The sequence below is a fragment of the Photorhabdus luminescens subsp. luminescens genome (assembly GCF_001083805.1).
Lineage (GTDB): Bacteria > Pseudomonadota > Gammaproteobacteria > Enterobacterales > Enterobacteriaceae > Photorhabdus > Photorhabdus luminescens.
Genome location: NZ_JXSK01000003.1, coordinates 266,286 through 291,235, shown reverse-complemented (window position 1 = coordinate 291,235; position 24,950 = coordinate 266,286). Strand labels below are relative to the sequence as shown.

The 24,950-nt window shown below is 43.2% G+C and carries 23 protein-coding genes and 1 pseudogene; 13 read left to right on the top strand and 11 right to left on the bottom strand.

Annotation, left to right across the window (positions count from 1 at the left end):
• Nucleotides 1-6: 6 nt before the first annotated feature.
• From TI10_RS23160 to TI10_RS09430, 6 genes are read left to right on the top strand one after another with little or no spacing between them, the layout of a single operon-like run.
• Nucleotides 7-582, top strand: a complete 576-nt coding sequence (locus TI10_RS23160; protein WP_053093436.1) for a beta clamp domain-containing protein — start codon at nucleotides 7-9, stop codon at nucleotides 580-582.
• Nucleotides 579-800 carry a hypothetical protein gene (locus TI10_RS09450; RefSeq protein WP_049583063.1) on the top strand — a complete coding sequence of 74 codons (222 nt, stop codon included), beginning with the start codon at nucleotides 579-581 and terminating at the stop codon, nucleotides 798-800. Before TI10_RS23160 ends, TI10_RS09450 begins: the two co-directional genes overlap by 4 nt.
• Nucleotides 797-1,072 carry a hypothetical protein gene (locus TI10_RS09445; protein ID WP_049583062.1) on the top strand — a complete coding sequence of 92 codons (276 nt, stop codon included), beginning with the start codon at nucleotides 797-799 and terminating at the stop codon, nucleotides 1,070-1,072. The genes TI10_RS09450 and TI10_RS09445 overlap by 4 nt, the downstream gene beginning before the upstream one ends.
• The gene (locus TI10_RS09440) at nucleotides 1,056-1,361 is read left to right on the top strand and encodes a DUF551 domain-containing protein (RefSeq protein WP_049583061.1); all 306 of its coding nucleotides are present in this window, start codon (nucleotides 1,056-1,058) and stop codon (nucleotides 1,359-1,361) included. The genes TI10_RS09445 and TI10_RS09440 overlap by 17 nt, the downstream gene beginning before the upstream one ends.
• Nucleotides 1,351-1,575, top strand: coding sequence for a hypothetical protein (locus tag TI10_RS09435; RefSeq protein WP_049583060.1), 225 nt, complete (start codon nucleotides 1,351-1,353; stop codon nucleotides 1,573-1,575). Before TI10_RS09440 ends, TI10_RS09435 begins: the two co-directional genes overlap by 11 nt.
• 9 nt (nucleotides 1,576-1,584) lie before the next feature.
• Nucleotides 1,585-1,908: a hypothetical protein gene (locus TI10_RS09430; protein ID WP_049583059.1), complete on the top strand. Its 324-nt coding sequence runs from the start codon at nucleotides 1,585-1,587 to the stop codon at nucleotides 1,906-1,908.
• Between the two features lie 135 nt (nucleotides 1,909-2,043).
• Here the strand turns inward: TI10_RS09430 and TI10_RS09420 are convergent, their stop codons facing one another.
• Nucleotides 2,044-3,309 (bottom strand): tyrosine-type recombinase/integrase, encoded by a 1,266-nt coding sequence (locus TI10_RS09420; protein WP_049583365.1) that lies wholly within the window; start codon nucleotides 3,307-3,309, stop codon nucleotides 2,044-2,046.
• 222 nt (nucleotides 3,310-3,531) lie between these two features.
• Here TI10_RS09420 and TI10_RS09415 point away from each other — a divergent pair, with 222 nt between their 5' ends.
• From TI10_RS09415 to TI10_RS23630, 3 genes and pseudogenes are all read left to right on the top strand, one after another.
• Complete coding sequence (locus TI10_RS09415; protein WP_049583056.1) at nucleotides 3,532-4,065, top strand: condensation domain-containing protein; 534 nt, start codon at nucleotides 3,532-3,534, stop codon at nucleotides 4,063-4,065.
• Nucleotides 4,066-4,195: 130 nt separating this feature from the next.
• On the top strand, nucleotides 4,196-5,509 hold the full coding sequence (gene ectB / locus TI10_RS09410; RefSeq protein WP_049583055.1) for a diaminobutyrate--2-oxoglutarate transaminase: 1,314 nt from the start codon (nucleotides 4,196-4,198) through the stop codon (nucleotides 5,507-5,509).
• A 19-nt stretch (nucleotides 5,510-5,528) separates the two neighbouring features.
• A pseudogene (locus TI10_RS23630) lies at nucleotides 5,529-5,648 on the top strand (IS200/IS605 family transposase); the annotation flags it as partial.
• A 391-nt stretch (nucleotides 5,649-6,039) separates the two neighbouring features.
• Here the strand turns inward: TI10_RS23630 and TI10_RS09405 are convergent.
• From TI10_RS09405 to TI10_RS09375, 7 genes are read right to left on the bottom strand one after another with little or no spacing between them, the layout of a single operon-like run.
• Nucleotides 6,040-7,377 (bottom strand): MSMEG_0569 family flavin-dependent oxidoreductase, encoded by a 1,338-nt coding sequence (locus TI10_RS09405; RefSeq protein ID WP_049583053.1) that lies wholly within the window; start codon nucleotides 7,375-7,377, stop codon nucleotides 6,040-6,042.
• 12 nt (nucleotides 7,378-7,389) lie between these two features.
• Entirely contained in the window at nucleotides 7,390-7,680 is a 291-nt protein-coding gene (locus TI10_RS09400; protein ID WP_049583052.1) for an MSMEG_0570 family nitrogen starvation response protein, read from the bottom strand.
• Nucleotides 7,668-8,726, bottom strand: coding sequence for a sll0787 family AIR synthase-like protein (locus tag TI10_RS09395; protein WP_049583051.1), 1,059 nt, complete (start codon nucleotides 8,724-8,726; stop codon nucleotides 7,668-7,670). Before TI10_RS09395 ends, TI10_RS09400 begins: the two co-directional genes overlap by 13 nt.
• Complete coding sequence (locus TI10_RS09390) at nucleotides 8,723-9,286, bottom strand: MSMEG_0567/Sll0786 family nitrogen starvation N-acetyltransferase (protein ID WP_049583049.1); 564 nt, start codon at nucleotides 9,284-9,286, stop codon at nucleotides 8,723-8,725. The genes TI10_RS09395 and TI10_RS09390 overlap by 4 nt, the downstream gene beginning before the upstream one ends.
• 12 nt (nucleotides 9,287-9,298) lie before the next feature.
• Nucleotides 9,299-10,396: an MSMEG_0568 family radical SAM protein gene (locus tag TI10_RS09385; RefSeq protein WP_049583048.1), complete on the bottom strand. Its 1,098-nt coding sequence runs from the start codon at nucleotides 10,394-10,396 to the stop codon at nucleotides 9,299-9,301.
• Between the two features lie 23 nt (nucleotides 10,397-10,419).
• A complete protein-coding gene (locus TI10_RS09380) occupies nucleotides 10,420-11,427 on the bottom strand; it encodes a Nit6803 family nitrilase (RefSeq protein WP_049583047.1) in 1,008 nt (335 codons plus the stop codon).
• A 29-nt stretch (nucleotides 11,428-11,456) separates the two neighbouring features.
• Nucleotides 11,457-11,939 (bottom strand): MSMEG_0572/Sll0783 family nitrogen starvation response protein, encoded by a 483-nt coding sequence (locus tag TI10_RS09375; protein WP_049583046.1) that lies wholly within the window; start codon nucleotides 11,937-11,939, stop codon nucleotides 11,457-11,459.
• Between the two features lie 247 nt (nucleotides 11,940-12,186).
• On the opposite strand from TI10_RS09375, the gene TI10_RS09370 reads away from it, so the two are divergent.
• Nucleotides 12,187-14,112 (top strand): sigma 54-interacting transcriptional regulator, encoded by a 1,926-nt coding sequence (locus tag TI10_RS09370; RefSeq protein ID WP_208599774.1) that lies wholly within the window; start codon nucleotides 12,187-12,189, stop codon nucleotides 14,110-14,112.
• Between the two features lie 149 nt (nucleotides 14,113-14,261).
• Here TI10_RS09370 and TI10_RS09365 read toward each other — a convergent pair whose 3' ends face one another.
• Complete coding sequence (locus TI10_RS09365) at nucleotides 14,262-15,137, bottom strand: glycerophosphodiester phosphodiesterase family protein (RefSeq protein WP_049583044.1); 876 nt, start codon at nucleotides 15,135-15,137, stop codon at nucleotides 14,262-14,264.
• A 570-nt stretch (nucleotides 15,138-15,707) separates the two neighbouring features.
• Here TI10_RS09365 and TI10_RS09360 point away from each other — a divergent pair.
• Genes TI10_RS09360 through TI10_RS09350 form a run of 3 tightly spaced genes read left to right on the top strand, consistent with a single transcriptional unit; the run spans nucleotide 15,708 to nucleotide 20,856 of the window.
• A complete protein-coding gene (locus tag TI10_RS09360; protein ID WP_049583043.1) occupies nucleotides 15,708-16,133 on the top strand; it encodes a DcrB-related protein in 426 nt (141 codons plus the stop codon).
• A gap of 12 nt (nucleotides 16,134-16,145) precedes the next feature.
• Nucleotides 16,146-20,387: an RHS repeat-associated core domain-containing protein gene (locus TI10_RS09355; RefSeq protein ID WP_244161556.1), complete on the top strand. Its 4,242-nt coding sequence runs from the start codon at nucleotides 16,146-16,148 to the stop codon at nucleotides 20,385-20,387.
• Nucleotides 20,374-20,856 carry a hypothetical protein gene (locus TI10_RS09350; protein WP_208599773.1) on the top strand — a complete coding sequence of 161 codons (483 nt, stop codon included), beginning with the start codon at nucleotides 20,374-20,376 and terminating at the stop codon, nucleotides 20,854-20,856. The genes TI10_RS09355 and TI10_RS09350 overlap by 14 nt, the downstream gene beginning before the upstream one ends.
• A 59-nt stretch (nucleotides 20,857-20,915) precedes the next feature.
• On the opposite strand, the gene TI10_RS26795 is transcribed toward TI10_RS09350, so the two are convergent.
• Nucleotides 20,916-21,002, bottom strand: a complete 87-nt coding sequence (locus tag TI10_RS26795; protein ID WP_422615686.1) for a DUF7706 family protein — start codon at nucleotides 21,000-21,002, stop codon at nucleotides 20,916-20,918.
• Nucleotides 21,003-22,379: 1,377 nt separating this feature from the next.
• Entirely contained in the window at nucleotides 22,380-24,707 is a 2,328-nt protein-coding gene (locus TI10_RS09345) for a TonB-dependent hemoglobin/transferrin/lactoferrin family receptor (protein WP_139180588.1), read from the bottom strand.
• Between the last annotated feature and the right edge of the window lie 243 nt (nucleotides 24,708-24,950).

Genomic DNA, 24,950 nt, shown 5'->3' with positions numbered 1-24,950 from the left:
ACTCACATGATTATTGATACCAATTTATTACGTGCCGCACTGGTCTGTGTGGCCAAAGAAGAACGGGCGGAAAAATACCCCGGATTAACCGGGGTACATATATCACCTAAATATATTGAGGCTGCTAACGGGCATGTTGCCGTTCGTATGGAGCACAACATTGACACTGAGATTGACCTGATTATTCGGTTTGATGGCGATATTCCAGAAGCCGCTGAAAACACAAAGATAGACTTAGAGGGAGGTAGCAAGGCATTTCACTACGATGAAGATGGTCGCCTGTTTGGCTTTAATAATCTGAAAATACTGAATGGTCGTTTTCCTGATTTTGACAAAATCATCCCAACAGAGAAGCAGGATGTTATGCCGTTCTTTCGCACCGAGTATCTGTCCTACCCCTCTCAGATGTTTGATGGGGTGGGAACGATGATAATGGAGCCATCCGGCATGAAGACAGCTTGCCGCTTTCGGTTCTGCCCGCTGACGAACAAGTATTACGGCAACCCTGTTTTTATAGTCATGCCCTGCCCAGAGGATATTTTCGAAGTAATAGAGCGGGAAATGAGGGGGTGGGAATTATGAAAATCAAATATCTTGATGAAGGTATGGTTTCAAAAATCATTGTGACCAGCTTTATAACTGAACGCCGCAAACATAACCGTTGTGTCGATGCCGCCCTGTTTATGACATCTGTTCGCGCTTCGTCTGTCGGCTTTCTATTAAAGAAAACCGTCATCACAGGCAAAACAACGCACGTATTGCGGGCATACAAAATCCTTTTCAGGGAGAGCGAGCAGTGACGGAAGAACATCACCCGATAACAGATACCGATGATGAACTGGTCAGAACGGCATTCCATATCGACGATGGCAGGGACTATACACAGCGTACCATTCATCGCATGAAACGTAATTTTTACATTCACGAGGGCGTTTGCCCTCCTCTGCCACCAGCGCCGCAAGTAGCCAGAGTAAAGTTAACGCCAGTGAAGAAAGCCAGGAAACACCGCAAATCACGTAATAAAGAAATAAAAAAGGAGTTCACAAGTGGGAAAAATGACATTTGTTGTTGAATATGCCGATGGCAAAGAACCAACTTTTTCCATCAATACCAACATTCTCGGCGGCAGGCCAGTAATTATCTCACTGGGTGACAGAGTAACCCCTGAGTGGATATCGATTGAGGATGCGCTACCTGGTGAGAGGATTGGGAGCAACACCCTTTTAGTAACTGATGCCCAAGGATTTGTTACTTGCGATCGGTTTAATCACCGTGTCGGGGATTTTGAAGAAAACAGATCTAATGTAACTCACTGGATGGAATTACCTGAATCACCAGAGGAGGTGAGTAATGTACTTTGAATACACAGTTGAGGGAGTCAAAGGCAGGTATAAAAGCCACACGCCATATTTTGCCCCGGACAGTATCGCTGAAGATGCGGCAGAAGATTTTTGGCATTCCCACGGCGGATGTGATCATGAATGGCCCTTGAACTTCACAATACTCATCGGTGGCGAAGATGAAGGAACGTACTCTGTTGACGTTGTGCAAACTATCACATTTTTAGTTCAGTGAGGAAAAAGTATGATCAATAATTCATTCCACTTAACTCAGGTAATAGCCTCGGCCTGGGGTGATCCATCCTATATCACTGATGCTGTCTGGAATGCCGGTTACAGAAAAGCCGCCAGAACATCAGAAGAAATAGTGTTGGTGACACTTAAAGTCATCGAGGATTCTTATTACAGCGATATTGTGTATGAGTATTGGCCCAAAGACTTAGAAGCCGTACTTGCTGCTGAACTGAATTTCTTGATTGATGATTTGGTCTGGTCAGACAAAACAACTCCGGCAACAGTGGCACGAATAATTTTGGAGAACGGTTATCAAAGAGGAAATGAAAAATGAATCAATCGCCATACATCAAAACAAAAGAACTCGCTGATCGGTACGGTGTAACACCACACACGATAAGGTTATGGGCGAGCAACGGGAAGCAAAAGCGGGAAGGCTTCCCGAGGCCCAAGTTTAAATCCGACCAACTTAATTTTTTGTGGCAGGATATTCTTGACTGGGAGAACGGGAAACAATTTTAGTCAGCTTTTCCCACCAGCGAGAATATGCCTCTCTCTGTTCATTCAGGTAGGTGTGCTTATCGTACACCTGCCACACTCCCGGCAGTTTATGACCTATCATCGTTTCAGCGACGTGAGGCGGCGTTAATTCAGAAACCCCGGTGCGCATTGTCCGGCGTAAGTCGTGGATTGACCAGGAAGTGTAAGGATCAAAGTGAGGTGCCATCTTTTTATTGAGAACATCAATGATGTTCGCATGTGATCCTTTATTGAAGGGTTTGCCATCAAATACAGTAAACAAATATTCACTCCCGTGATTTAATTTCTTTGCCTGTTCAATTAATTCTTTAGCTTCGGGAATAATCGGTCTGACAATAGGTTTTTTGGATTTTCTCCCTGTTTTATGGTTTACGGGAGGGACAGTCCAGATATTTTTCTCATAATCAAAATCATTAACTTTAGCTTTCAGTAATTCACCAATACGACACCCAAATAACAGACATAATTTTATTATTAATGCGTTGCGCGGGTTATATTTAGGGGAATTGATAATACGAAAAAGAATCACCAGTTCCTCTTCACTTAATGCCCTTTCTCCCGTGTCAACATCGATATCAATGTCTGTATCGATATCAACAACCTTCCCTCTTAGGTCACTTGATGCTACATCAGACAAAGGGGTTGTATGTGTCATTCCTCGCCGAACAGCCCATCGGTGAGCGGTTTTAGAATAGGTCAATATACGCGTTCCAATTGATGGAAGCTGTTTGGCTACGTCTTCAATTAAAGTAAGCCAGACATGAAGCGTCACCTCGTCATGAGGCAATTTACCAATTTTGGGGAAAACATGAATTTCGAAAGAACGCAATATCTGGTCAGCGTTAATTTTCGAACCTTGCATTGTCGTTTTCCACCACTCCCGGATAAGCTTTTCCACAGTGACCGCACTCAATGCAGATTCTTTTCGAACGCGTTTAACTGTCTTGGGATTTCGATGTTGCTCCAGTTCCCCGCGATAAGAAATCACTGAGTCACGAGCATCTTTTAAGCTCGTTGCTGGATACGTGCCGATATCAATTCGATCTCCTTTACCGTCCCATCGGTATCTAAACTGAAATATAACTTTCCCCCTGGGGGTAACACGAACAGAGAGACCATCTCTATCGGACTTAGTGATCATCTTTTCTTGTGGTTTGCCGTTAATTGAACGCAGCCATGAATCAGTAATTGCCATATTAATTGCCTCAAAAATAATACAGCTCTTAATGTAGTTTATGTACACCGACATGTACATATTTTCCATGACACGAGATGAATATTTATGATTATCACTGACTAAGACAAGCCGAGAAAAAATAAATTTCAATTTAAAATCAATTTGTTAATTTAATTTTCATGACTAAAGATGATCATTAATGTTGAGAGGTGATTACATAAGTGCATTTCGTTAAAAAGTATGTTTTTTGCTGGTTTCTATCTGACAACAGCCCATCAGTTACAAGATATTGACTTTGTCGCAGGGATGTCTGTTAACGGTAGACCTGAGATGGAAGGCGCGGATTTGACTCTTGGGCTGTTCCTTAATCATATTCCGATAAAGTTGAATCTTGATTCTGCCAATAACTGGCAAGTGCTGGCAAGACAGGCTTTCGATGCTGAAAAAGAAATATTGCCCTTTAGGCGCTTTCCATATTCAGAAATACAAACCATGTTAGGAGGGCCACCCTTCGAGGCTGCATTTAGCTACGTTCATTTTCATTCTCGCAATGAGTTATTAGAGCAAGGGTTGGTAAATATTGATGAAGATGTACGTGACCATACCAGCTTACCGATTAGGATTGAGTTGATAAATGATTTGAAAGGAGAGGGTATTTTAATAAATGTGACAGCAGATGAAAAACGCTATGGCACGGGATTCGCTTTAGCGTTGGCTGAACGGCTTCGTGAAAAGATAGAAGACATAGCATTTGTATCCGAACAGATTATTTAATTATCGTCGGATAGTTAATTTCTGGTACTTGACTCCACAGTTTTTAGTTGCTGTAAACGCAGAAATCTAATTTACGAGGCTGACTTACATTAGCCTCATTCAGAAAACGTTTAGAGGAGAACTTAAACAGATGGAAGAATTAATAACACAACAGGATGACTATCAGGTTTTTGAGCAGTACGAATCAGAAGTGCGTTCCTATTGCCGAAATTTTCATAAAGTATTCCATAGAGCCTCCGGCTCCTATTTATACGACCAAAATGGCTCGCCATATCTTGATTTTCTCAGTTGTGCAGGGGCGTTGAATTATGGACATAACCATCACGCACTAAAACTGGCTGTATTTCAGTACATCAATGAAGATGGGATTCAAGGTGCATTGGATTTGCACACTAAAGCGAAAAAAGACTTTATCACTGCTTTTCAAGAAAACATTCTGGCGCCCAGAGGATTAACCTATAAACTACAGTTTACTTCACCGACTGGTACCAGTTTTGTTGAATCAGCTATTAAGCTTGCACGTAAAGTAACCCAACGTTCCCGAATCGTTGCTTTTACCAATGGTTTTCACGGTATGACAGGAACCTCATTAAGTTTGACAGGTAATAAGAATAATCGTCAGCCAGTGATGGATACTTATGTGGAGCGTTTGCCATTTGATCTGTATTTCTCTGGATTGGATTCGTTGGAACTGTTTCGTACGTTGTTGGAGGACAGAAGTTCGGGTTATGAGCTTCCTGCGGCAGTTATTGTTGAGACTGTGCAGGGCGAAGGAGGTATCAATGTTGCTTCCAAAGAATGGTTATGTAAGTTGCGGGCACTGACACTTGAAAAAGAGATATTGCTGATCATTGACGATGTACAGGCAGGTTGTGGTCGTACTGGGTATTTCTTTAGCTTTGAATATGCGGATATCCAACCGGATATGGTTTGTTTATCTAAGTCGTTGAGTGGATATGGTTATCCTTTATCTTTGTTGTTGATGGAAAGTCACTTGGATATTTGGTCTCTAGGTGAAGATAATGGAACTTTTAGAGGAAATACCTTAGCGATGGTAACTGCGACTGCAGCCATCCATAATTTCTGGTCTGATAGCAGACTAAGTGAAAAAATTATGGATGATGAAGTATATATAGCAACCCACTTAGGACAAATTCAGAAAGCTTTCCCGTATTTGATAAAGAGCATAAAAGGGAGAGGCATGATGTATGGACTAGAGTTTTTTGATCCTGGAGTTGCTCGTAAGGTTGCCCGGATAAGCTTTGAAAACAATCTGATAGTCGAGCGATGTGGGAGTGAGGATCAGGTGCTCAAACTTCTTCCTCCACTGACTATTGAACGCAAGGATTTGGATGCCGGTATCCAGACTCTCATGAATGTCATTAAGGAAGTTTCGAAAGTAGAAACCAAGACCGTTCAGAATATTAAAAATGTTATAGCATAATTCACCTGAATTCTGTTTGTTTTTTGGGCGAGGCTGTTTTTGTGCAATCGTGAGATAGTTAACGGAAGAAATGTTCAAGAGCTATTTAGAGCATCATTTTGAACCAAATCCGAATGATAATTTCAGGATGGATAATTAACGTGTCGTTTAGCCGACGCGTATCCGGATTTTCAGTTCGTTAATCACTAACTCACCTACTTTAGTAGGTGGTTGTTTATTTGGCATTTAATTTTTCCCTTATTTCATCGCTAAGAATGAAATTGTATTTTATGAAACATAAAATTCGCTGAAAGGAAAATTAAAATCCGCCATTTCCCATAAAATATTTTTAATAACATCTATTTCAAGAATATCTAAAAAACTCTCTTATAAATATTATCGGTTTAAAATTCACTATTTAAATTGGTTGAGTGGGAGGCATTTTACAACAACTACAGACCACATGGTGGTTTGAAAAGTAAAATGCCTTATGAGGCTCTTATTGAAAAAATAAGAGTTTAAAAATATTCCGTCGGGCGAAGTTAGGAATTTCACATTTGAGATATTCTTTTATCTTTGATTTCAGATTTAGTGCCTTTAATTAAAGTAGGTGGAATACGTATATTTTGCTGACTTATTTGTTGTTCAATATGTTGCACCACATAGGCGGCATCCTGATCGATCCCCAGAAAACGTCCAGAACCCCATGTGTATAACCACGGCAAACCAATAAATGTGACATTCGGATCAATGGTAATACCACGGCCATGTTTTGGATAACCATTGGCTTGAAAAATATCTAAATCAATCCATGAATAATCTGGTCTAAAACCAATACACCAAATTATTGAGGTGATATTTTCTTTTGCTAAATCAATGTGTGTGATTTCCTGCTCAGGCTGCCAAACAGGTTGATACACCGAGGCGGGTTCATCGGTTGCAATATTGTTTTTCTCTAAATACTCATCAATTGAGGAATTAATGCGATTATAAGTGGCATCAGCATAGTCCAGGTTTTCTGATAAATTGGGTTTAAACCAGAATTGACCCTCTTGAAAGTCATCAAAATGTCCGAACAGTTGCATACCTTCTAAGGCAAATTTACGCAGGTCAATATCACGCCCGCCGTCACGTCCTGTGACATAGTGGTTGGTACTGTTGCGTACTTCTTCACTATAACGATGATTTTTGACCGTCGTTTCGTAATAACCCATATCAAACAGCCATTTCACTACATCTTTGCCGCGATAGAAGCGAGCACAACGTGGCGCATTGCCTGTCGATAAATAGACTTTTTTGCCTGCCAGATGTAAATCTTCGGCAATCTGTGCGCCGGATTGTCCTGATCCGACCACCAACACTGCACCTTTAGGCAGTTGATCGACATTTAAATATTCTTCCGAATGCATCACTTTCACATGCTTAGGCAAGGTATCGCTTAATTTTGGATAAATCGGGGTGTGATACCCGCCTGCGGCAATGACAAGCTGTTTGGCTGTGGTTGTACCGTGATTGGTTTCAATGACAAACTCATGTGCTGCCACTTTTTTCACATGTTCTACCTGAGTGTTTAAAATGGCAGGAGGATTAATTTTTTCAATGAATTCGTCAAGATATGCCACAATTTCATGCTTTTTCATAAAGCCGTCAGGGTCGTTCCCCTGATAAGGATGTTCAGGCAATAGGCACTGCCAGTTCGGTGTCACCAAGGTAAAATTATCCCAACGTTTATGGCGCCAGCTATGGGTTAACTCGGATTCTTTTTCTAATATCACATGGTCAATGCCTGCTTTTTGCAAATAGTGACTGATGCATAAACCAGCCTGACCACCACCAATAATCACCACGTCATAATTTGGCTGTAACATTTGATTTTGGATACTTAACATGGAATATCCCTCTCATTCATTCTTCATTTCAATAATTTCAATTTGATCTTCCGGGTTTAACCCGAAGAGTTTGGCTTGGCGTTTGATTATCGCCAGATTGTCCACGGCCGAACTACAGAAAAAGCCATAACGGGCCCGTACCCTTTCCGAGGCGGCGTGCAGGCCATTTTCAACCTGATGCAAGAATTGCATACTTGGGTAACGCTGACCGATGGACAAATATTCATAAATCACCGTTGAGGGGGAGTAATATTGAATCAGCTCCCCATTAGGCCATTTCACAGTAAAATTCACACTGGGCATAACATCGACTCCTGCTGATTTTTAGGTTTCATCTGTACGGGTTGAGCCTGTAACTTTTTTAAAGCATCGGCATAACAAAAACCGGTGAATACTTGGCGGTTAAAATCCCAAAATATGCCGTATTGCTGCTGTTGCTGCACGGCAACTACACCACTGGCATTGGTTTCACCAATCACCGCGCAGGCAATGCCCTGACGGTGAAACAGCTCGATAATTCCTTCACATTCACTTGTATTGGCCGTCAGTAAAAAACCAAAACTGGGGAAGATTTGGAGCCATTTAAACCAATCCACATTCTCAGGTTTAGGAATGGCATCTAAGTTGATATCTGCCCCCGATGCCGTGGCTTCGAGCAGCATTAATAAACTGCCTAAGATACCGGCATTGCTAATATCACGGGCGGCATGAGCCAGATTTGCTTCCGCCAATTGCGGCAACAAGGCAATTTGTGACTGTAAAATGCGGTCAGACACTCGTTCAAAGCATTTCCAATAAGTGGTATTGGGGTGGAATTGTCCTTTCAGATTTAAAGCGATCAGAATTTTTTGTTGTGGTTTGACATGCAACACCGAGAGCAGTTTTTGCGCTATGCCTTGAATCGCAACTGATAAAGTGGGCTGATAAATCACGCCAAGATTGGTATGTCCACCGACCAGTAGCACGCCATAAGCACGACAAGCATCTTGCATACCTTGCATTAACAACTGGGCGTGTTCGCTACGGGTATGCCAAAAACTGTTCACTACTGACAATGCCCGACCACCCATTGCGGCAATATCACTAATATTCGCCATGACCGCTGACCATCCGGCAAAATAAGGATGATTGGCAACAAAGCTTGGTAACATGCCTTCACAGGCGTGCAATATATATTGACCATTTAGCGGCATTGCCGCCGTGTCATCTCCCGGATAGGCATATAAGCTATCCAATGAATCCGCATGGCAAGTTGTGTTGTTGATTGAAACGTTGCGAGCAATCGCCTGTTTAGATTGCATAGCAGGTGTATGTTTTAACCTTGCGAGTAATTGATTGAGTTCCATCATTGCGTCTCCTTTTGCATATAGGTTTGCATCGGGACATAGAGTAATGGATAGTTTTCAAGCTGTGCCTGCATTAGCACATGTGAAATGTTGGCAACGGTCAACTGATGCAAACTATCCCAACACAATCTCTGGAAATAGTGTTCATTTTGGCTTTGCACGGTAGCTAAAAAAGTACGGCATCCCAATTTCTTGGCGGTCGATACCGCTGTGTTGATTAATGCTTTACCAATGGTATGACGACGTCGATATAAAGGTTCTACGCATAAACGCCCGCCATACCAAGTTTGTTCACTATCAGGGAAAATCCGCACTGCGCCAATCACGCGGTCATGCTCACCACACATTTTCCCAATGGCAATAATGCCTAATGCTTTAGCATCGTATTCGTCACGATCTTGTTGCAAGATTTTCTGTTCATCGCGAAAGGTCATTTCGCGCAGACGATAATATTGGCGACGTTCCCAATCTTCCGACACAATTTTGATGGCAATGTCATCGCTAACAAATGGTTTCAGACCTTTATGTGGCTCAAGCAGCCAGGAATAGTGAGAAAGTTCCATATTACATTCTCCTTATTCATACGCTTTCAGCGAAGAACAAGCGCCACATTTGGCACAGCCTGCTTGAGTGTTTTCCGAGTTCAAACCATGTTGTTTGAGTTGCTGTCCAATTTTCGGATAGAGCGACTGCATAAAAGCTTGATCAGGTTTAGGGTGATGCTCTAATGGGGTGCCTCGAATCGGTACAAACGGTACTACAAATGGATATACCCCAATTTCAGTCAATTTGGCGGTCATCTCCACGATTTCCAGTTCGGTGTCGCCCAAACCTGCCAAAATGTAGGTACTGACTTGTCCTCGACCGAACACCACAACGGCTGCCTCAAATGCCGCAAAGTATTTTTCCAACGATACTTCGGCTTTGCCCGGCATAATTTTCTGCCGTACACGCTCGCTTACCGCTTCAAGATGCATGCCAATCGATACCGCTCCTGCATCTTTTAAACGTTGAAACCATGCAAAATCGTCGGGCGGTTCGCACTGTACCTGTATCGGTAAATCTACTTGCGCTTTAATCGCTTTAACGGAGTCATATAAAATTTTGGCGCCACGATCTCCCGTGTTTGGCGTACCTGTGGTGATCACCATTTGCTTGACGCCATCCAGCTCAACGGCTGCTTTCGCGACCTCAGCCAATTGTTCCGGGCGTTTGCGGATCAGGGTTCGACCCTCTGTTAGAGACTGATCAATCGAGCAAAATTGGCAGGCAGTTGCCTTATCTTTCATACGAATGCAATGCTGTAACACCGTTGTCGCCAGCACATCACGGCTATGTAAGGTCGCAATTTGTTCGTAGGCAATGCCTTCTGCGGTTTTTAAATCGTAAAAACGTGGTCGTGCAGGTGCAGTTAAGGTTGCCACGGGAATCCGGTTTTTAAAGACAATCACCTTGTCAGAGTGCGGTTCAGGCTTTGCGGTATAGGGAGAATCTTGTGCTGCAAGGTTCAGCACAGGAATCATCATGGTCTGCCCGTCAAGGCTCAGCGCTTTATGATCGCTTGGTCCTGCGCCGCCTTTACGGGACAAGCCAAAATTGCCTTCCCAGTTCAGACCATTACATTGCAAATCGGTTAATAGTTGCAAACTGGTTAATGGTTGTATTGCAGACATCTTTAACCCCCTATCGATTAGGTTTACATCAATATGGTTTCGGTATGTTCTTCATTAAATTTCGAGAGCTTTTCGAGATGACTTTGAGCTGATGTTTCAACTTTCAGTTCGTGTAAGACCTGTGTTGGACGACGATCAATCATTAAGCTAAGTAATTCTGGTCGGCTGTAGTGTCCAATCGAATCCATCATGCGTTTGCGTTTATCAATCAGGTTGAAGTCCAGATCAGCAATGCAATAACCTTCACCTTGTGTGATGGGTTCAGCCAGAAGTTTGCCTTCGGGAGAAACGATAGCGGCAAAACATCCCCCTGAAATTGGACCGATATCACAGCCAGTATCCTGCATAATTTGCTGTTGCTGTTCGGGATGCAGCCATGCGGTGGCGTTGATCACAAAGCAGCCAGACTCTAAAGCATGGTGTTGAATGGTTGCGCGGATTTGATCGGCAAAGATTTGTCCTACTAACGAACCGGGAAACATGGCAGCATGAATTTGCTCACCATCTGCCATTAAGGCAAAACGTGCCAACGGGTTGTAATGTTCCCAACATGCCAGCGAACCAATACGCCCCACAGCAGAATTAATGGCACGTAAACCACTGCCATCACCTTGTCCCCACACCATTCGTTCGTGGTAAGTTGGGGTAATTTTGCGGCGATGCTGAATGATTGAACCGTCGGCATTAAATAACAGTTGCGCGTTATAAATCGTACTGCCCGCACGTTCATTAATGCCAATCGATACCACCATGTTGGCTTCAAGACAGGCCTGACCAATCGCTAAAGTTGCTTCGGAAGGTACAACTACTGATTCATTCAACAGCTTTAAATGCTCTTTACCCATAGCAAATGGCGGTTGTACAAAGGAAAAATAAGGGTAATAAGGCACGACGGTTTCAGGAAAGACTGCAAATTGCACTCCTTGTTTTCCAAGCTCTAAAATAATGTCACAGATTTTTTTTACCGTTGCGGCTTGACTATAAAGCACTGGGCTACATTGCACTGCGGCAGCTTTGACGATTAGGTTCATGCCTTATCCCCCTCATAGTTTATGTTTTTTTAGACGGTCCAGGTGTCAATGATTAAGGCATTGTCACGACGCATCAGCAGCTTTAAATCCATCACATCCAATGGATTAATGGGGCGAATTCCCGGAATAAGCGCTTTCTCGGTTTGACCATAAAATGCTTGTAACGCAAAACGGCAGGCATAGACTTCGCCGCCTTCTGCCATAAAAGCTTTCAACTGATTGTTGACGGCTAAATGACCTGGAAAAGCTTCCGCTCCTAAAGTTGGAAAACCACGTTGTACACCCAACTGTACGCCTGGGCCGTAAAGCAGAATTTTGGTTTCAAAGCCTTTGCGCAACAGACGCTTTGCCTGTAACACATTGACTAAGCCAATTGATCCTTCAAATGCAACGGTATGGAAAGTCACTAATGCCTTTTCACCTGGCAGGGCTTTGACGTCCTCAAATACTTTTTCTTCGTAATCAACGAGAAAATCGCCGTCTTTATATTGTTCAATATCAATCTTTGGCATAACCAACTCCTAGTTCAATGTTATTTGGGAATGAACCAACATGTAGTCTGTCTGTACTATTGCGAGAAATTATTGCGAGATCTGTGCCAAGTTATATTTTGGAGCGGAAGTTAATTCTTATCACACTGAAAAATATCATTTAATTTTTATAAAAACATTTTTCATGGAGAGAAATTGAACTACTAGGGAATTAGGATTTTTCGTAGTATTATGAAATTTCATAGCTTAAATTATGAAACTTCATAGTATGAATACGACTGACTTTATTTCTGACTGGGTAGTTTCTGAAGACTCGATTCGCCCATTAGTGTTTGAACACACGTCACAGGCATTAATTGTGTTGGACCCACACCAAAACCAGTTTATTGATGTGAATATCAGTGCCGCTCAACTATTACGATATGAACGTCATGAAATTATTCAAAAAACGGTGACTTCTGTTTTTGGTCATTGCAAACAACTGCCATACCTGATGGCATTTACCGAAGAAGCTTTGGCAAAAGATTGGGCCTGGAACAATAAGCTGTATGTTTTTGATAAAAATGGTGAAAAAATCCAGTTGGATATTACTTCCATTTCATTGCCCTATAAAAATAAAACTTTGCTGATATGGTCGCTAGTAGATGTTAAAGAGTTAGAACTACGCCAATTCAATAAAAATGCCGATGAAGTTATCCTCAGAGAATTAAAAGAATCGCAAGCCTTACAAGAGTTATTTATTGATTCTGACACAGGCAAGCATTTATTGTTGAGTTCAGTCGGTGACGGCATTTACAGTATCAACAAACAAGGTTTGTGTACCTTTATTAACCCTGTCGGGGCTAAAATGTTGGGGCTGCGACCAGAAGATGTATTGAGTGACAATATCCATAGGATTCATCACCATACCCATGAAAATGGCGAACCCTATCCTGAAGAAGAGTGCCCGATTTATGCAGCGGTACATGATGGTATTGTACATGAAGGTATTCAGGAAACTTTTTGGCGCCGTGACGGCAGTTGCTTTCCAGTAGAATTTACCAGTACCCCAGTGATTTGTGACGGTGAAATTATTGGCGCGGTAGTGGTGTTCCGTGATATTACCGATCGGCTGAATACCGAAAGACAACTGACCCATGCCCTTGAAGAATTGCGAGATTTAAAAAGCCGACTCGAACAGCAAAATGAATATCTGCAAGAGGAAATTTTACAGGAAAATCAATACCATGAAATTATTGGCAGTAGTGCATCCATTTTGCAGATTATTGAAAAAATCAAGGTGGTCGCCTCAACCGATGCTAACGTGATGATTTATGGTGAATCAGGTACAGGTAAAGAACTGATTGCCCGTGCTATTCACCAATTCAGTCACCGTAAACAGCAACCACTTATTCGGGTCAACTGCGCCGCCATTCCTTCGGAGCTGTTTGAAAGTGAATTTTTCGGGCATGTCAAAGGCGCATTTACCGGAGCTGTGCGTGACCGTGCTGGACGTTTTGAATTGGCAGACCAAGGTACACTGTTTTTAGATGAAATTGGCGAAATTCCTATCGAGCTACAAAGTAAACTGCTGCGTGTATTGCAGGAAGGAACCTTTGAGCGGGTTGGAGAAGAAAAAACGCGATATGTGGATGTACGGATTATTGCTGCTACTAACCGTAATTTAAAAGAAGAAGTTAAACACAAGCGCTTTCGTGAAGACCTGTATTTCCGTTTAAATGTATTCCCGATTTATTCACCGGCTTTACGTGACCGTAAAGAAGATATTCCGCTTTTGGTTACCCATTTTACTAAGTTGATTTGTGACAAGCGTAAAATTAATTATCTACCATTTTCACAAAAGCATATTTTAGAATTACAGCAATATGACTGGCCTGGTAATATTCGTGAATTGCAAAATGTTATTGAACGAGCACTAATTATAGCAAAACAAGGTACTATTTCTTTTAAATATTTGTTAGAGCAAGATCAACCGCAAAATGAAACTACGCATCAGAGTATTCACAATAAACTTCAACAGATTGAAGACGTGCTGACCATGCAACAACTTAAGGACTTGGAAATTAAAAATTTTTCTCTTGCCGTTAAACAATGCAAAAGGAAAATTTTTGGTGATGACGGCGCCGCAAAATTGTTGGGAATAAACCCAACGACATTGATCTCACGCTTAAAGAAATTGGAAATTGATTATTAAAAATTTTACCTTGAGTTTGGCAAAGAGATCTCGGCAGCAAAAACCCGCAAAAAATTGCGGGTTCTGGTTATATAGGGTTTTATCTGATAGGAAGAAGTGTTCCTACAAAATAGTGACTGGAGAAGTTTCTTTCTGAGAACCCCTAATTCTTATTTTGTTTTAAGGGTACTGAACAGTTTAGGAGAATCCACCAGCACACCATCGGCGCCAAGCTCTTTAGCTTGTTTGAAATCTTCCTCAGTTTTAATGCCAAATAAAATGATATTCGCGCCGCCCTTAGCACGGAAACATTTCATTGCTTCTTTATCCCAAGTGAGTACTGATTTGGAACGTGCTTCACCAAGAGTATATTTCTCAACAACTTCTACATTACGACGCATTTCCAAACCATACCAGCGAGCGGTATCGGTATTTGCAGGGATATCACATTGGTGAGCCATTGTAATATTTGCCAGCATGGTGCGGGTTTTGTCACGACTTTCAAAACGCTGAACTGTTGCTGGTAATGCGCTAAGGTAAGTTTCGTTAGTGGAATAGAAACGGGTACGGGCAAGCGCTTTTTGTTTGGTCAGTACTTTTTCTAGTGCTTTGGCTTGTTGTGCGGGATCTGCATCCGGTGATTTCAGATCAATATAGAAGAAAGTATCTGGGTATTTTTTTAAGACTTGTTCTAATGTTGGAATACTTAACCCTTTATGACGGAATGGATGATGACCGTCAGAGCCAAATTTGTAACCGGCATCAAATTTAGCTAACTGACTTGCTTTATAACCAGAAACGAGTCCACTTTCATTGGTCAAGCTATTTAGGTCTGATGGACGATAAAGTACTGGAATACCATCCTTTGAAAGCTGAACAGTGATCCAAATAGCATCTGCTTTATTCTCCAAAGACTTAGAAATCGCGTACTCGGTATTTTCAGGCGCATCACCGGTACCAGCACGATGAGCGATAATTTGTGGTGTTGTTGCGAAAGTGCTGGCAGAGCAGCAAAGTAGGATTGCAGCGGTAATTCCGTGTCGCATCGTTTTCTCCATAAAATCCAATTATAGTTGAATTAAAAATAATTAACTTTATTAATGATTTCTCAATGAAATCAATTCTGAATGTAACACGGTTTTTTGAGTTTTAAGTGAAAATTTGAATTTTTTTACATTTGTTATGTGCTCGTTGCAAATACTGTTTTACTGAACTGGAAGAAACCTGAAGTTGATCAGCTATTTTTTTCCAATATCATAAAAAATACAGAGTTAAACTTCTCTGGTGATTAATGTAAGGTCTATAAACCGGGCAAGGTAAATTTATTGAATAAAATTGTAGTGATTTAGTTTATTAAGACGGATTTTCAGCACGATTATTGGTATTTTTTTGTGATTAATATCACATTTAATTAAAATCATTGGGTGTTAATTCACCTAACAATCAAGACATAACCGATTTTTTGTTATATTTTTTTGTCTGAATATTAAACGGACAGTATTATTGATTGTATAAATTTATTGATGACTGAGCAGGGAGTACCCCCCAGAATCTGTTTAATCAGGATTATCAATGTTGTTGTTATGTTCGGCATTCCTATATAAGACAAAAGAAAGATGGATAATCAAGCACGTTGTCGGTTCACTGAAGGCAGCATTCTGTTACCCGCAGGCTATCAGGAACAGACGGTAAACATCCTCATCGCGCCCGATGCGCCCGCGCTAAATATCGCGCGTGATAAGCTGGTTGAAGGCGAAGATCTCCCCAGTTACCTCACCCGCCAAAAAGATCTGCTGAAAAATGGTCTGCGCAACTGGCAATTATTGGAAGAAAAACCCGCAACGCTGGGCGATAACCGGCTGCAAGGCATGGCGCTGCTTTCCCGTTATCGGCCCAAAAAGGGGCAGCAAGTTTATCAATATCAGGCGGTATTTCTGCTGAATGAGAAAAAAGCGCTGATTTTCACTCTGTCATCCCAGCAGGCGTTCACCGATGCTCAACGGCAGTGGCTGGATGACTGCCTGAACAGTTTCCAATTCTAGGGAGGAGACGTTATGCCAGAAGCCGCGCGAGTTGGGGACACGATAGGCCATTCCAGCGCCATGACGGGATTGGTTGCGGGCGCCGTCATCGGTTCATTAATTTCCGCTGCCGGGGGAATGCTGTCGGGGGCTCTCTTTATCGCCGGATTAGCTACATCCTGTCTCGGGGTAGGCGTTTTGCTGATTGGCGCCGCTATTGCGGTGGGCATGGCGGCGGGATATTTAGGCGACATGGCGCGTGACGCCTGCGTCTCTAAAGGGGCCTCGTCGCGAAGTCCCTGCGGGGAAATCACGCGAGGCTCCCCCAATGTTTTTATCAACAACCAACCCGCTGCTATCGCGACCCGCAGTCAAGTAGAGTGCAGTAAAGAGAATGGCCTGCGCCAGATGGCGGAAGGCTCTGCTTCCGTTTTCATCAATGGCTATCCTGCGGTGCGGGTCGGAGACAAAACGGTCTGTGACGCAGCGGTCATGACCGGTTCGTCGAATGTCTTCATCGGCGGCGGGACGGCGCAGACAGCAAAGATTGTGCCGGAAATCCCCCAATGGGCGTATACCGTTTCCGATTTAACCATGTTTGCAGCCGGGTTAATCAGTTTCGGCGGCGCGGCAGCCAAAGGCCCCGGCGCGTTGCGGACGCTGTTTAACAAGATACCGGGCGCGGCTAAAATCCGCAAAATCGCCTGCCGGCTGGGGGCGCTTGCCGTGGCTGCGCCTGTCGCGGGTATTCTGACGAATCCGGTGGAAGTCATGGCCGGTCAGAAATTCCTGAACGATGAGGATGAGCTGGACTTCGTTTTTGATGCTGAATTACCGCTCTACTGGCAGCGTAGTTACCTGAGCCGTTATCAGTATGACAGCGTACTGGGGCGGGGCTGGAGCCTGTTCTGGGAAAGCCATCTCACGCGCGTGGAAGGCGGCTTGCTCTGGCGCTCCCCTGCCGGGGATACCGTGCCCTTTCCTGACGTGCCGGCAGGTCATCGCTGTTTTTGCCCTGATGCTCAAAGCGACCTGATACACACGGAAGAGGGCAAATGGGAAATTCGTGATGCAGGCGAATTAGTTTATCACTATACGGCTTTTGATAATGACGGCCTCAGCCGCCTGAGCCACATCCGCAATAATGTCGGTAACGAACAGCGTTTTCATTATAATGAGCAGAACCGGATGGTCAGCATCACGGGTCATGGCGGTTTGAACCTGCACTGCGATTACGTCATGATGGAAAACGATAACCAACCTGTCTCCCGCCTTACCGCCGTCTGGCGCGAACTGCACGACGGCCATCGTATTCAGCTTTGCCGTTACCATTATAATGAGCACGCCCAACTGACGGGGGTCAGCCATCGCAATGACCTTCTCCAGCGTCAGTTCGGCTGGACGAAACAGGGCGTGATGGCATGGCATCAGGACAGACGGGGGTTGCGCTGTGATTACCAGTGGGCACAGACAGCCGAAGGGATGTGGCGGGTCATTGCCCGGCAAACCAGCGAGGGTGCGGGCTACCGGCTGGAATACGACGATGAAAACCTCACCCGCACGGCGCACTGGCACGACGGCACCCGCACGGTTTGGCATCTCAACGACGCGCGCCACATCATCCACTGCCTCGACCGCAACGGCACGGAGCACCATATCCTGTGGGATGAATTTGGCCTGCCGAACGGCTACAAAGATGCGGACGGGCACACCCGTCTGAGTGAATGGGACAAGCACGGCCGTCAGCTGAGCTTCACCGATGCCAACGGCAACCAGACCGGCTGGCAGTACCAGAATGATACCGACCGGCTCACTGTTATCTTCTGGCCGGATGGTACCGAGACGGCGCTGGCTTACGATGAATTTGGGCGGCTGATCAGTGAAACCTCGCCGCTGAAGCAAACTACCCGTTATCACTACGTCTTTGATAATACGGCGCGTCCTTACAAAGTGACTGATGCCAAAGGCGGGGAAAGCCATTTTACGTGGAATGGTCAGGGGCAGTTGACGCGCCACACCGACTGTTCCGGGCAAAGCAGCACATGGCGCTACGACGATGAGAACCGACTGAGCCGCTTTACCAACGCGCTGATGGAAACGACCCGTTATGACTATAACGATAGCGGCCGGTTAATCCTCATCACCTATCCTGACGATTCCACAGAACACCTGGCCTGGGACAGCGCGGGTCAGCTAACCCATCACCAGCGCAATGAGAATGCGCCCCGCGCCTGGGAATACAATGCATTAGGTCAGGTGGTCTGTGCGACGGACCGTTTACAACGCCAAATTCGCTATCAGTACAGTCCCGAGGGCCATCTGATACAGCTCGACAACGCCAACGATGACCGCTATCGGCTGAACCGTGATGCCGAAGGGCGCTTAATCGAAGAAATCCGTCCTGACGACACCCTCATCCGGTACGAATACAACGCGGCGGGCTTATTAAGCACCGAACGGCGCATGGGCGACCGCGTGTTCCAGTACCCGGAACGGCAGGTACACCAGCATTATGATGCTGCCGGTCGGCTGATCCGGCGGGAAACTTACACAGACACTTACCAGTACCGGTGGGACAGCATGGGCAGGCTGCTGGAGGCTAGCCGTGAACCGAACGACAACGGCAAACTACTGGGAATAGAGCCCAACACCGTGCGTTTTGACTATGACGCATTGGGGCGGGTTATTCGCGAGCAGAACGGCGACGACGTCCTCCAGTTCAGCTATGACGAACTGGATAACCTGACCGCCCTCACGCTGCCGCAGGGCGGCACCTTAAGCTGGCTCTACTACGGCTCCGGTCACCTGAGTGCGATCCGGCATGAACAGACACTCCTTACTGAATTTGAGCGCGACCGGCTGCATCGTGAAACCCGCCGCACGCAGGGCAAACTGTTCCAGCTGCGCGATTATGATCCGCTGGGGCGCTGTATCCACCAGTACAGCCTGCCGCTGAAACAGGCCGATGCCGAGCCCCTGCCCTATCTCAGTGAGGGCAAGCCGTGGCGGGCGTGGGTCTACGGCCCTCAGGACGAATTGCAGATGATGGAAGATCATTACCGGGGCATAGTTGACTATCTTTATGACTCTGAAAGTCGCCTGAAAAAAGTGACGCGTCAGGGCTGCGCTTATGAGGATATGTTGTGGTATGACCGGGCGGATAACCTGCTGGATCAACCGCAGTCGATATTGGAACAGGAGGCGGAAGAGCAGGGGGTCCCTAAAGCGGTGACGCCGCAGGGCGACCGTCTGAGCTACTGGCGGGAATGGCGCTATGAGCACGACCCGCACGGCAATATTACCCGCCGGGGAACCCAGGATTACTGCTATGATGGCGACAACCGCCTGACGGTGGCGAAAATCGGCAACACAACGGCACGTTATCACTATGATGCCCTTGGGCGGCGTATCCGCAAGGGGGTAAAAATCGGGATTGATGGACTGGCGCGTTATGAACAAACTGATTTTGTCTGGCATGGTCTGCGGCTGTTGCAGGAGCGTGACACGAAAAGTGGCGAAACACAGACCTACTGCTATGAATCTCATGACAGCTACACCCCGCTGGCCAGCATCGTCACACGGGGAGCCAGGCACAATTACTTCTGGTACCACACCGATATCAACGGCGCGCCGCTGGAAGTCACGGACGAGGACGGGAAAATTGCGTGGGCGGGAAAATATCACATTTTTGGTGAACTGGATGGCCCGCCGCTGGCTTACTTCACCGATCCGGCCCTGTCATCGACAAGCTATAATTTCAGGCAAAACCTGCGTTATGCTGGTCAATATTTTGACAAAGAGACCGGGCTGCATTTTAATACGTTCAGGTATTATGCGCCGGAAATTGGCCGGTTTATAACGCCTGATCCGATCGGACTGAGGGGCGGGCTGAACTTATATCAGTATGCGCCCAATCCGATGATGTGGATCGACCCTTGGGGGTTGGCCCCTAAAGCACCATTATCTTTGCCTGACGGCTACAAAGGACGAATAGATAGATTTAATGTTGGTAGTGGAACTTCATTTGAAATTCATGTATATGCTCCAAGCGGAAAAGAGGTTGGTATATATGGGCCTGATGGCTTCTTTAATAAGCATGGAACTATCGCGAATGAGGTTAAAGTTCCTAAAAATGTTTCTGATACATTAAACGGTATTTCTGTTGATGAATTGAGAAAAATAGGAAAGCTTCCTCAGAAAGGTACTCCTGGTAGCAGGAGGTCTATTAAAGAATATTCTGAAAAAATCAGAAATAACCGACGTGCGGGATGTTAATGATACTATGGAAATAATAAAACTCATTGAGAATAAAGATGGATATACAATGGATAGTTCAGATTATCCTGATTATGTGAATAGTGTGAGTGAGTTTATTCCTGACGAAGCATTGCAATTTATGAGAGCAAGTTGGCATTATGATCATAGTGATAAGAGATGCCCTCACGATTCTAGAATAAAAAATTTATCCATTTTAGAAGAGAGTTTGGGGGACTTTAGAGTAAACAATATTCATATCTCGTTATTAGGTGCCTATGAAAATACTATAGAATTATTTTATTCTAATGTATTTACTTATTCTATTGAAAAGAAAAAATGTGAGTGGCCTGATGATGATTATTCTCATGGAGATTGGCTAATTGATGAAATATTATTATCAAGTGATAATTTCTTAATGCATGAAATTATATTTACAGACGCAATAATAAATATAAAATGCAAGAATATAAGCTATTCAATAGTGTAAATTAGACTTCATAAATAACCGGAAAGATCTTCCCAGATCCTTCCGATTTTATTCATGATCTACCGTGGCGCATAGCCACGATAAGCCAGCGCGGACTGGAGCTTAGAGATCGCAGATTTGATCTGGTATGCTTCCTCGTTATTCACGATACAGGCGAGTATTTCCGTCCAGTTGGGCAAAAACTAGCGCTTCAATGTGAGTCAACTGAATGAGATTATATTAAAACATTTAACAGAGTTAACCGCATAGCGAAAAAATAACAATAGCGTTTAGCAGTATTAAAAATGATTAAAGAAATGGACTTTGATTTTCATATCAGTAATATATCTATTACCCTCTTTGGTTTTAAGCCTAAAAATCAAATAAAGGAAAAAATCCGAGTATCAATTTAATGAAAATAGGAAAATTTAAATACAAGGTAGGAAATGTAAAGACGATTATATTTACAAAAATAGTTCAATGAAAACCATTCATTAAATGAATTTTTAATTAAAAAATAAGAAAACTGTCGGAATAAAAATCGTTTTACTCGAAATTACCCTTTGAGACTGTAATTTAAAAGTATTCATTTTATCTTTTTACCTGCATTTCCCTTTAACGACCTGTTCACATCCATATTTAATTTATTTATCGGCAATGCTATCCTCCGCTTATTTTTACCTAACTGGTCATAACCATTTGGAAGAACAAAAACAGAAATATTAAAGATTTTATATAAAAGACAGATTTAACTATAAGTGCAGTTTTTTAAAAATACGTTAATCAAATTTAATTGAAATCCATTAACCATTAACAGAAAATTGAAAAGAAATCAGCGAGAAAAAGAATATTATCCGAAAAAACATAAAAGAGTATCTTTATACCATCAGGTAAAAACTATTCAGGATTGCTGGTAAAGTAGAATCAGTAAAGATAAAACGCGGGTATGATTAACGTTTGTGAAATGTAAAACACGGTATACCATGATGATTAAAATTAATAAAAATCAGCCATTAAAGGTGGTAAAAACAACGGTTAAAATAATGACTTTTAATAACAGTTTAAAACCTACCTATCATAAAGCTATAAGTGAAAAATAAGAAAAAATTGGTTTTGTTAATGCTTATATATCCCGAAGAAAATTAAATAAGAATATTAATAGGTTAATCAGGAAATTTATTATCCCAAAGGAACCGACTTTAATAACGTTTTTAATAGGGGGATAAATTTTTTTACAAACCGATTAAATTATGCAAAATCAACACCTTAAATACACGGGTTTAAATTTGTTTTACATTGATTTAATCATTCCAATAACGTTGTTTTTCTACGGTTTTATTTAAATGTTTAAATACTCGTTTAACCGTTATAACCTTTCTGGCTGATTAATCTGCCAGACTTTTACCATCGTTGATGTATTAAAGCATTAGAGAAAACTAATCAGCCGATGACATACTATTTAAAGTTTCCGATGACGTGAAATTTTAAATGGGTTGGTTAGCAGTCTGAGTTCCCTCAAGCCGAGGGAACTATCAGGTGAGAAATCAGAACTTCTGGGAGATACTGAATTTAATATTACGTCCAATCCCGGAAACCGATTCACCGAGGTATGGGCGATAATCATGATTAAACAGGTTATTTACCGTGACACGAGCTTCAAGACCTTGCCAGAAATTGGGTTGCCAACTGGCGAATAAGCCGTGTAGTGCATAACCTTTGCTTTTTGGTAATGCCCAGTAACCTGCTCTTGGATCGCTATCTGTGGGTGAGCGGTCTTGTTTACGGATAAAATCACCAGTCCATCCCATCGCCATTTGCCATTGAGGGATTTTTACACCTAACATGGCGTGAGCGGAAGTTGGTGGAACTTCAGCAATCCAAGTTTTACTTCCCCACCACGGATTAACTGGAGATGCGTCTCTTTGCCCACGCATTGTCGAGAAAGAGAGTTTGCCAAATAAGTAGCTACTATTATAGAAGGTTTCGATTTCTAGCCCTTGGATGGTATATCCAGGAAAATTACCATAAACGGATATCGGTTTCTTACAAGCTGATATAGGAGCGCCATTAGCTTGTGCTTCGCACAGTACACTACCATGACGAACAAATATTTCATTCTTTCCTCGGTTACGGAATAGCGTTGTTCGGATTTGTAAATTATCCTGATCGGTCAACAAGTTGTTGAAATCCAGAATTGCACCGAATCTTAAGCCGGTTATTCTTTCTACATCCAGATTACGGCTGGTGGCAGAAATGGTTGTACCTGCTCGTTGTAATTCATATTGTTCATCTACCACTGGAGCACGCCATGTACGGCTGAAATCAGAAAATAGTGACAGATTTTGTGTTGCTTTCCATATGACACCTAAATGAGGAGACCAGCCAGTATAGGTAACACGGCTGTAATCGTGGCCTACTTCTGGAGATTGATTATTATAAATAGATGCAATATTTTTCTTACCGGTATTTTTGATATGGTCATAACGAATACCCGGTGTTACGGTTACGCTGCCAATAGTCATTGCGTCTTGTAAATAAAAACTGTGGGTTGTTTGTTCTCCTGATGGCATATAGTTTGGTTGGAAATAACCATAATTATAATCAGGTTCCTTATTTTTGGTTTTGTCGTTCATAAGGGTGTTGCGTTGGTTTTTATGCCAACGAGCTCCAACGAGTAATGAATGTTCTACTGCCCCAGTGTTAAAGACACTCTCATTATTTATATCCGCCAGATTATCCACGTAGTTAATCCAGCTTTCATTTCCCAGAGAGGCAAAATATGAATTTATTAAATCCTTTGGGCGTTTGTCATGCTGCTCTGTTTTGGAATAAGCATAAGTTGCTGTCAGATTAAGTAATGGATTATCTTCCGGTGCAAGGTTCCATTTAGCGGTGTAGTTTTGATCTGTTTGATCACGATAAACCAGCTTACGACGCCAAGCTTCCTCCCAACCATATTTATTAACATCATATTCGGAAGGTATATTTATTTTATCGCGTTTTGCTGCCCACGGTTGCCAGCCATCAGAATCAGAACGCATAGCGGAAAGTGTCAATGTATTAGCATCGTTCAGGTAAAAATTCGTTTTCAATAAATAGGATGCCTGATCACTTTTAGAGAATGCAAAACGGGTGCCATCTGGTCGTTTAATATTGCCGCCATCTCGTTTGCTCATATATAACAGGCCGTCAGCGAAACCTTCTATTGTCCGGCCATAGACTGCGCTGCTATAAATATTTTGGCGATCATTAGTGTGATAACTGTATTTCAGCAATCCACCAAAATCTTCTCCCGGCCGTAATAAATCACCGGCATCTTTGGTGACAACTTTAACTGTTCCGCCAAATCCGCCATTACCATCCAGTAGATTATGTGGGCCTTTATCGACATCGACTCGTTTAATTAATTCAGGCTCAATGAAGATAGAGCCTTGGCGATATTTCTCGAAACCTTTTGGTGCATCATCTAGGGTGACTTTAACGTCTTCGGTATCGCCCATTCCCCAGATATTCAAAGTTTGGCCGCCTGGACGAGGCGATCCTGACATAGAAACGCCAGGGAGTTGATCGAGCAGCTCGGCAATATTATCTGCCTGGGTACGTTCAATATCCTCTTTTTTCAATACTGAGCTTCCCGCACTGACGCTGTTATTCAATCCGCCAATAACAGAAAGTGTAGAAAGTGTGATGACTTTCTCTGATTTTTCCGGTTTTTCTCTCACTTTTTGATCGCCATTTTCCTGTGCGGCCAGATAACCTGGCAGGCCAGTACTCAGCATAATTATGCTTGATAAAGCATAATGAAGGGTGCGATTAATTGGCTGTGTAGTCGCTGTAGCTGAGGTTTTCTGTGGTTTCCCGCTATTTTTCATTGTTATAAGCATCCTGAAATATCGTTAAATAGAAAAGTTGCACTTACAGGATAGGTCACTTAACACAAGGAATCGGGCAGTAAAAAGTTAATAACGGTATTAATTAATTATTTTGTTGATCAGATATTTTCAAATCTGAGCGAGAAGTGTCTTTTAGCAGTAACTCTTGATGTTGTTACTAGATTGCTCTTGAGTCTATTTTTATGTATGTTTATACAGTTATTGTTGATAGGCTAAAGCAGA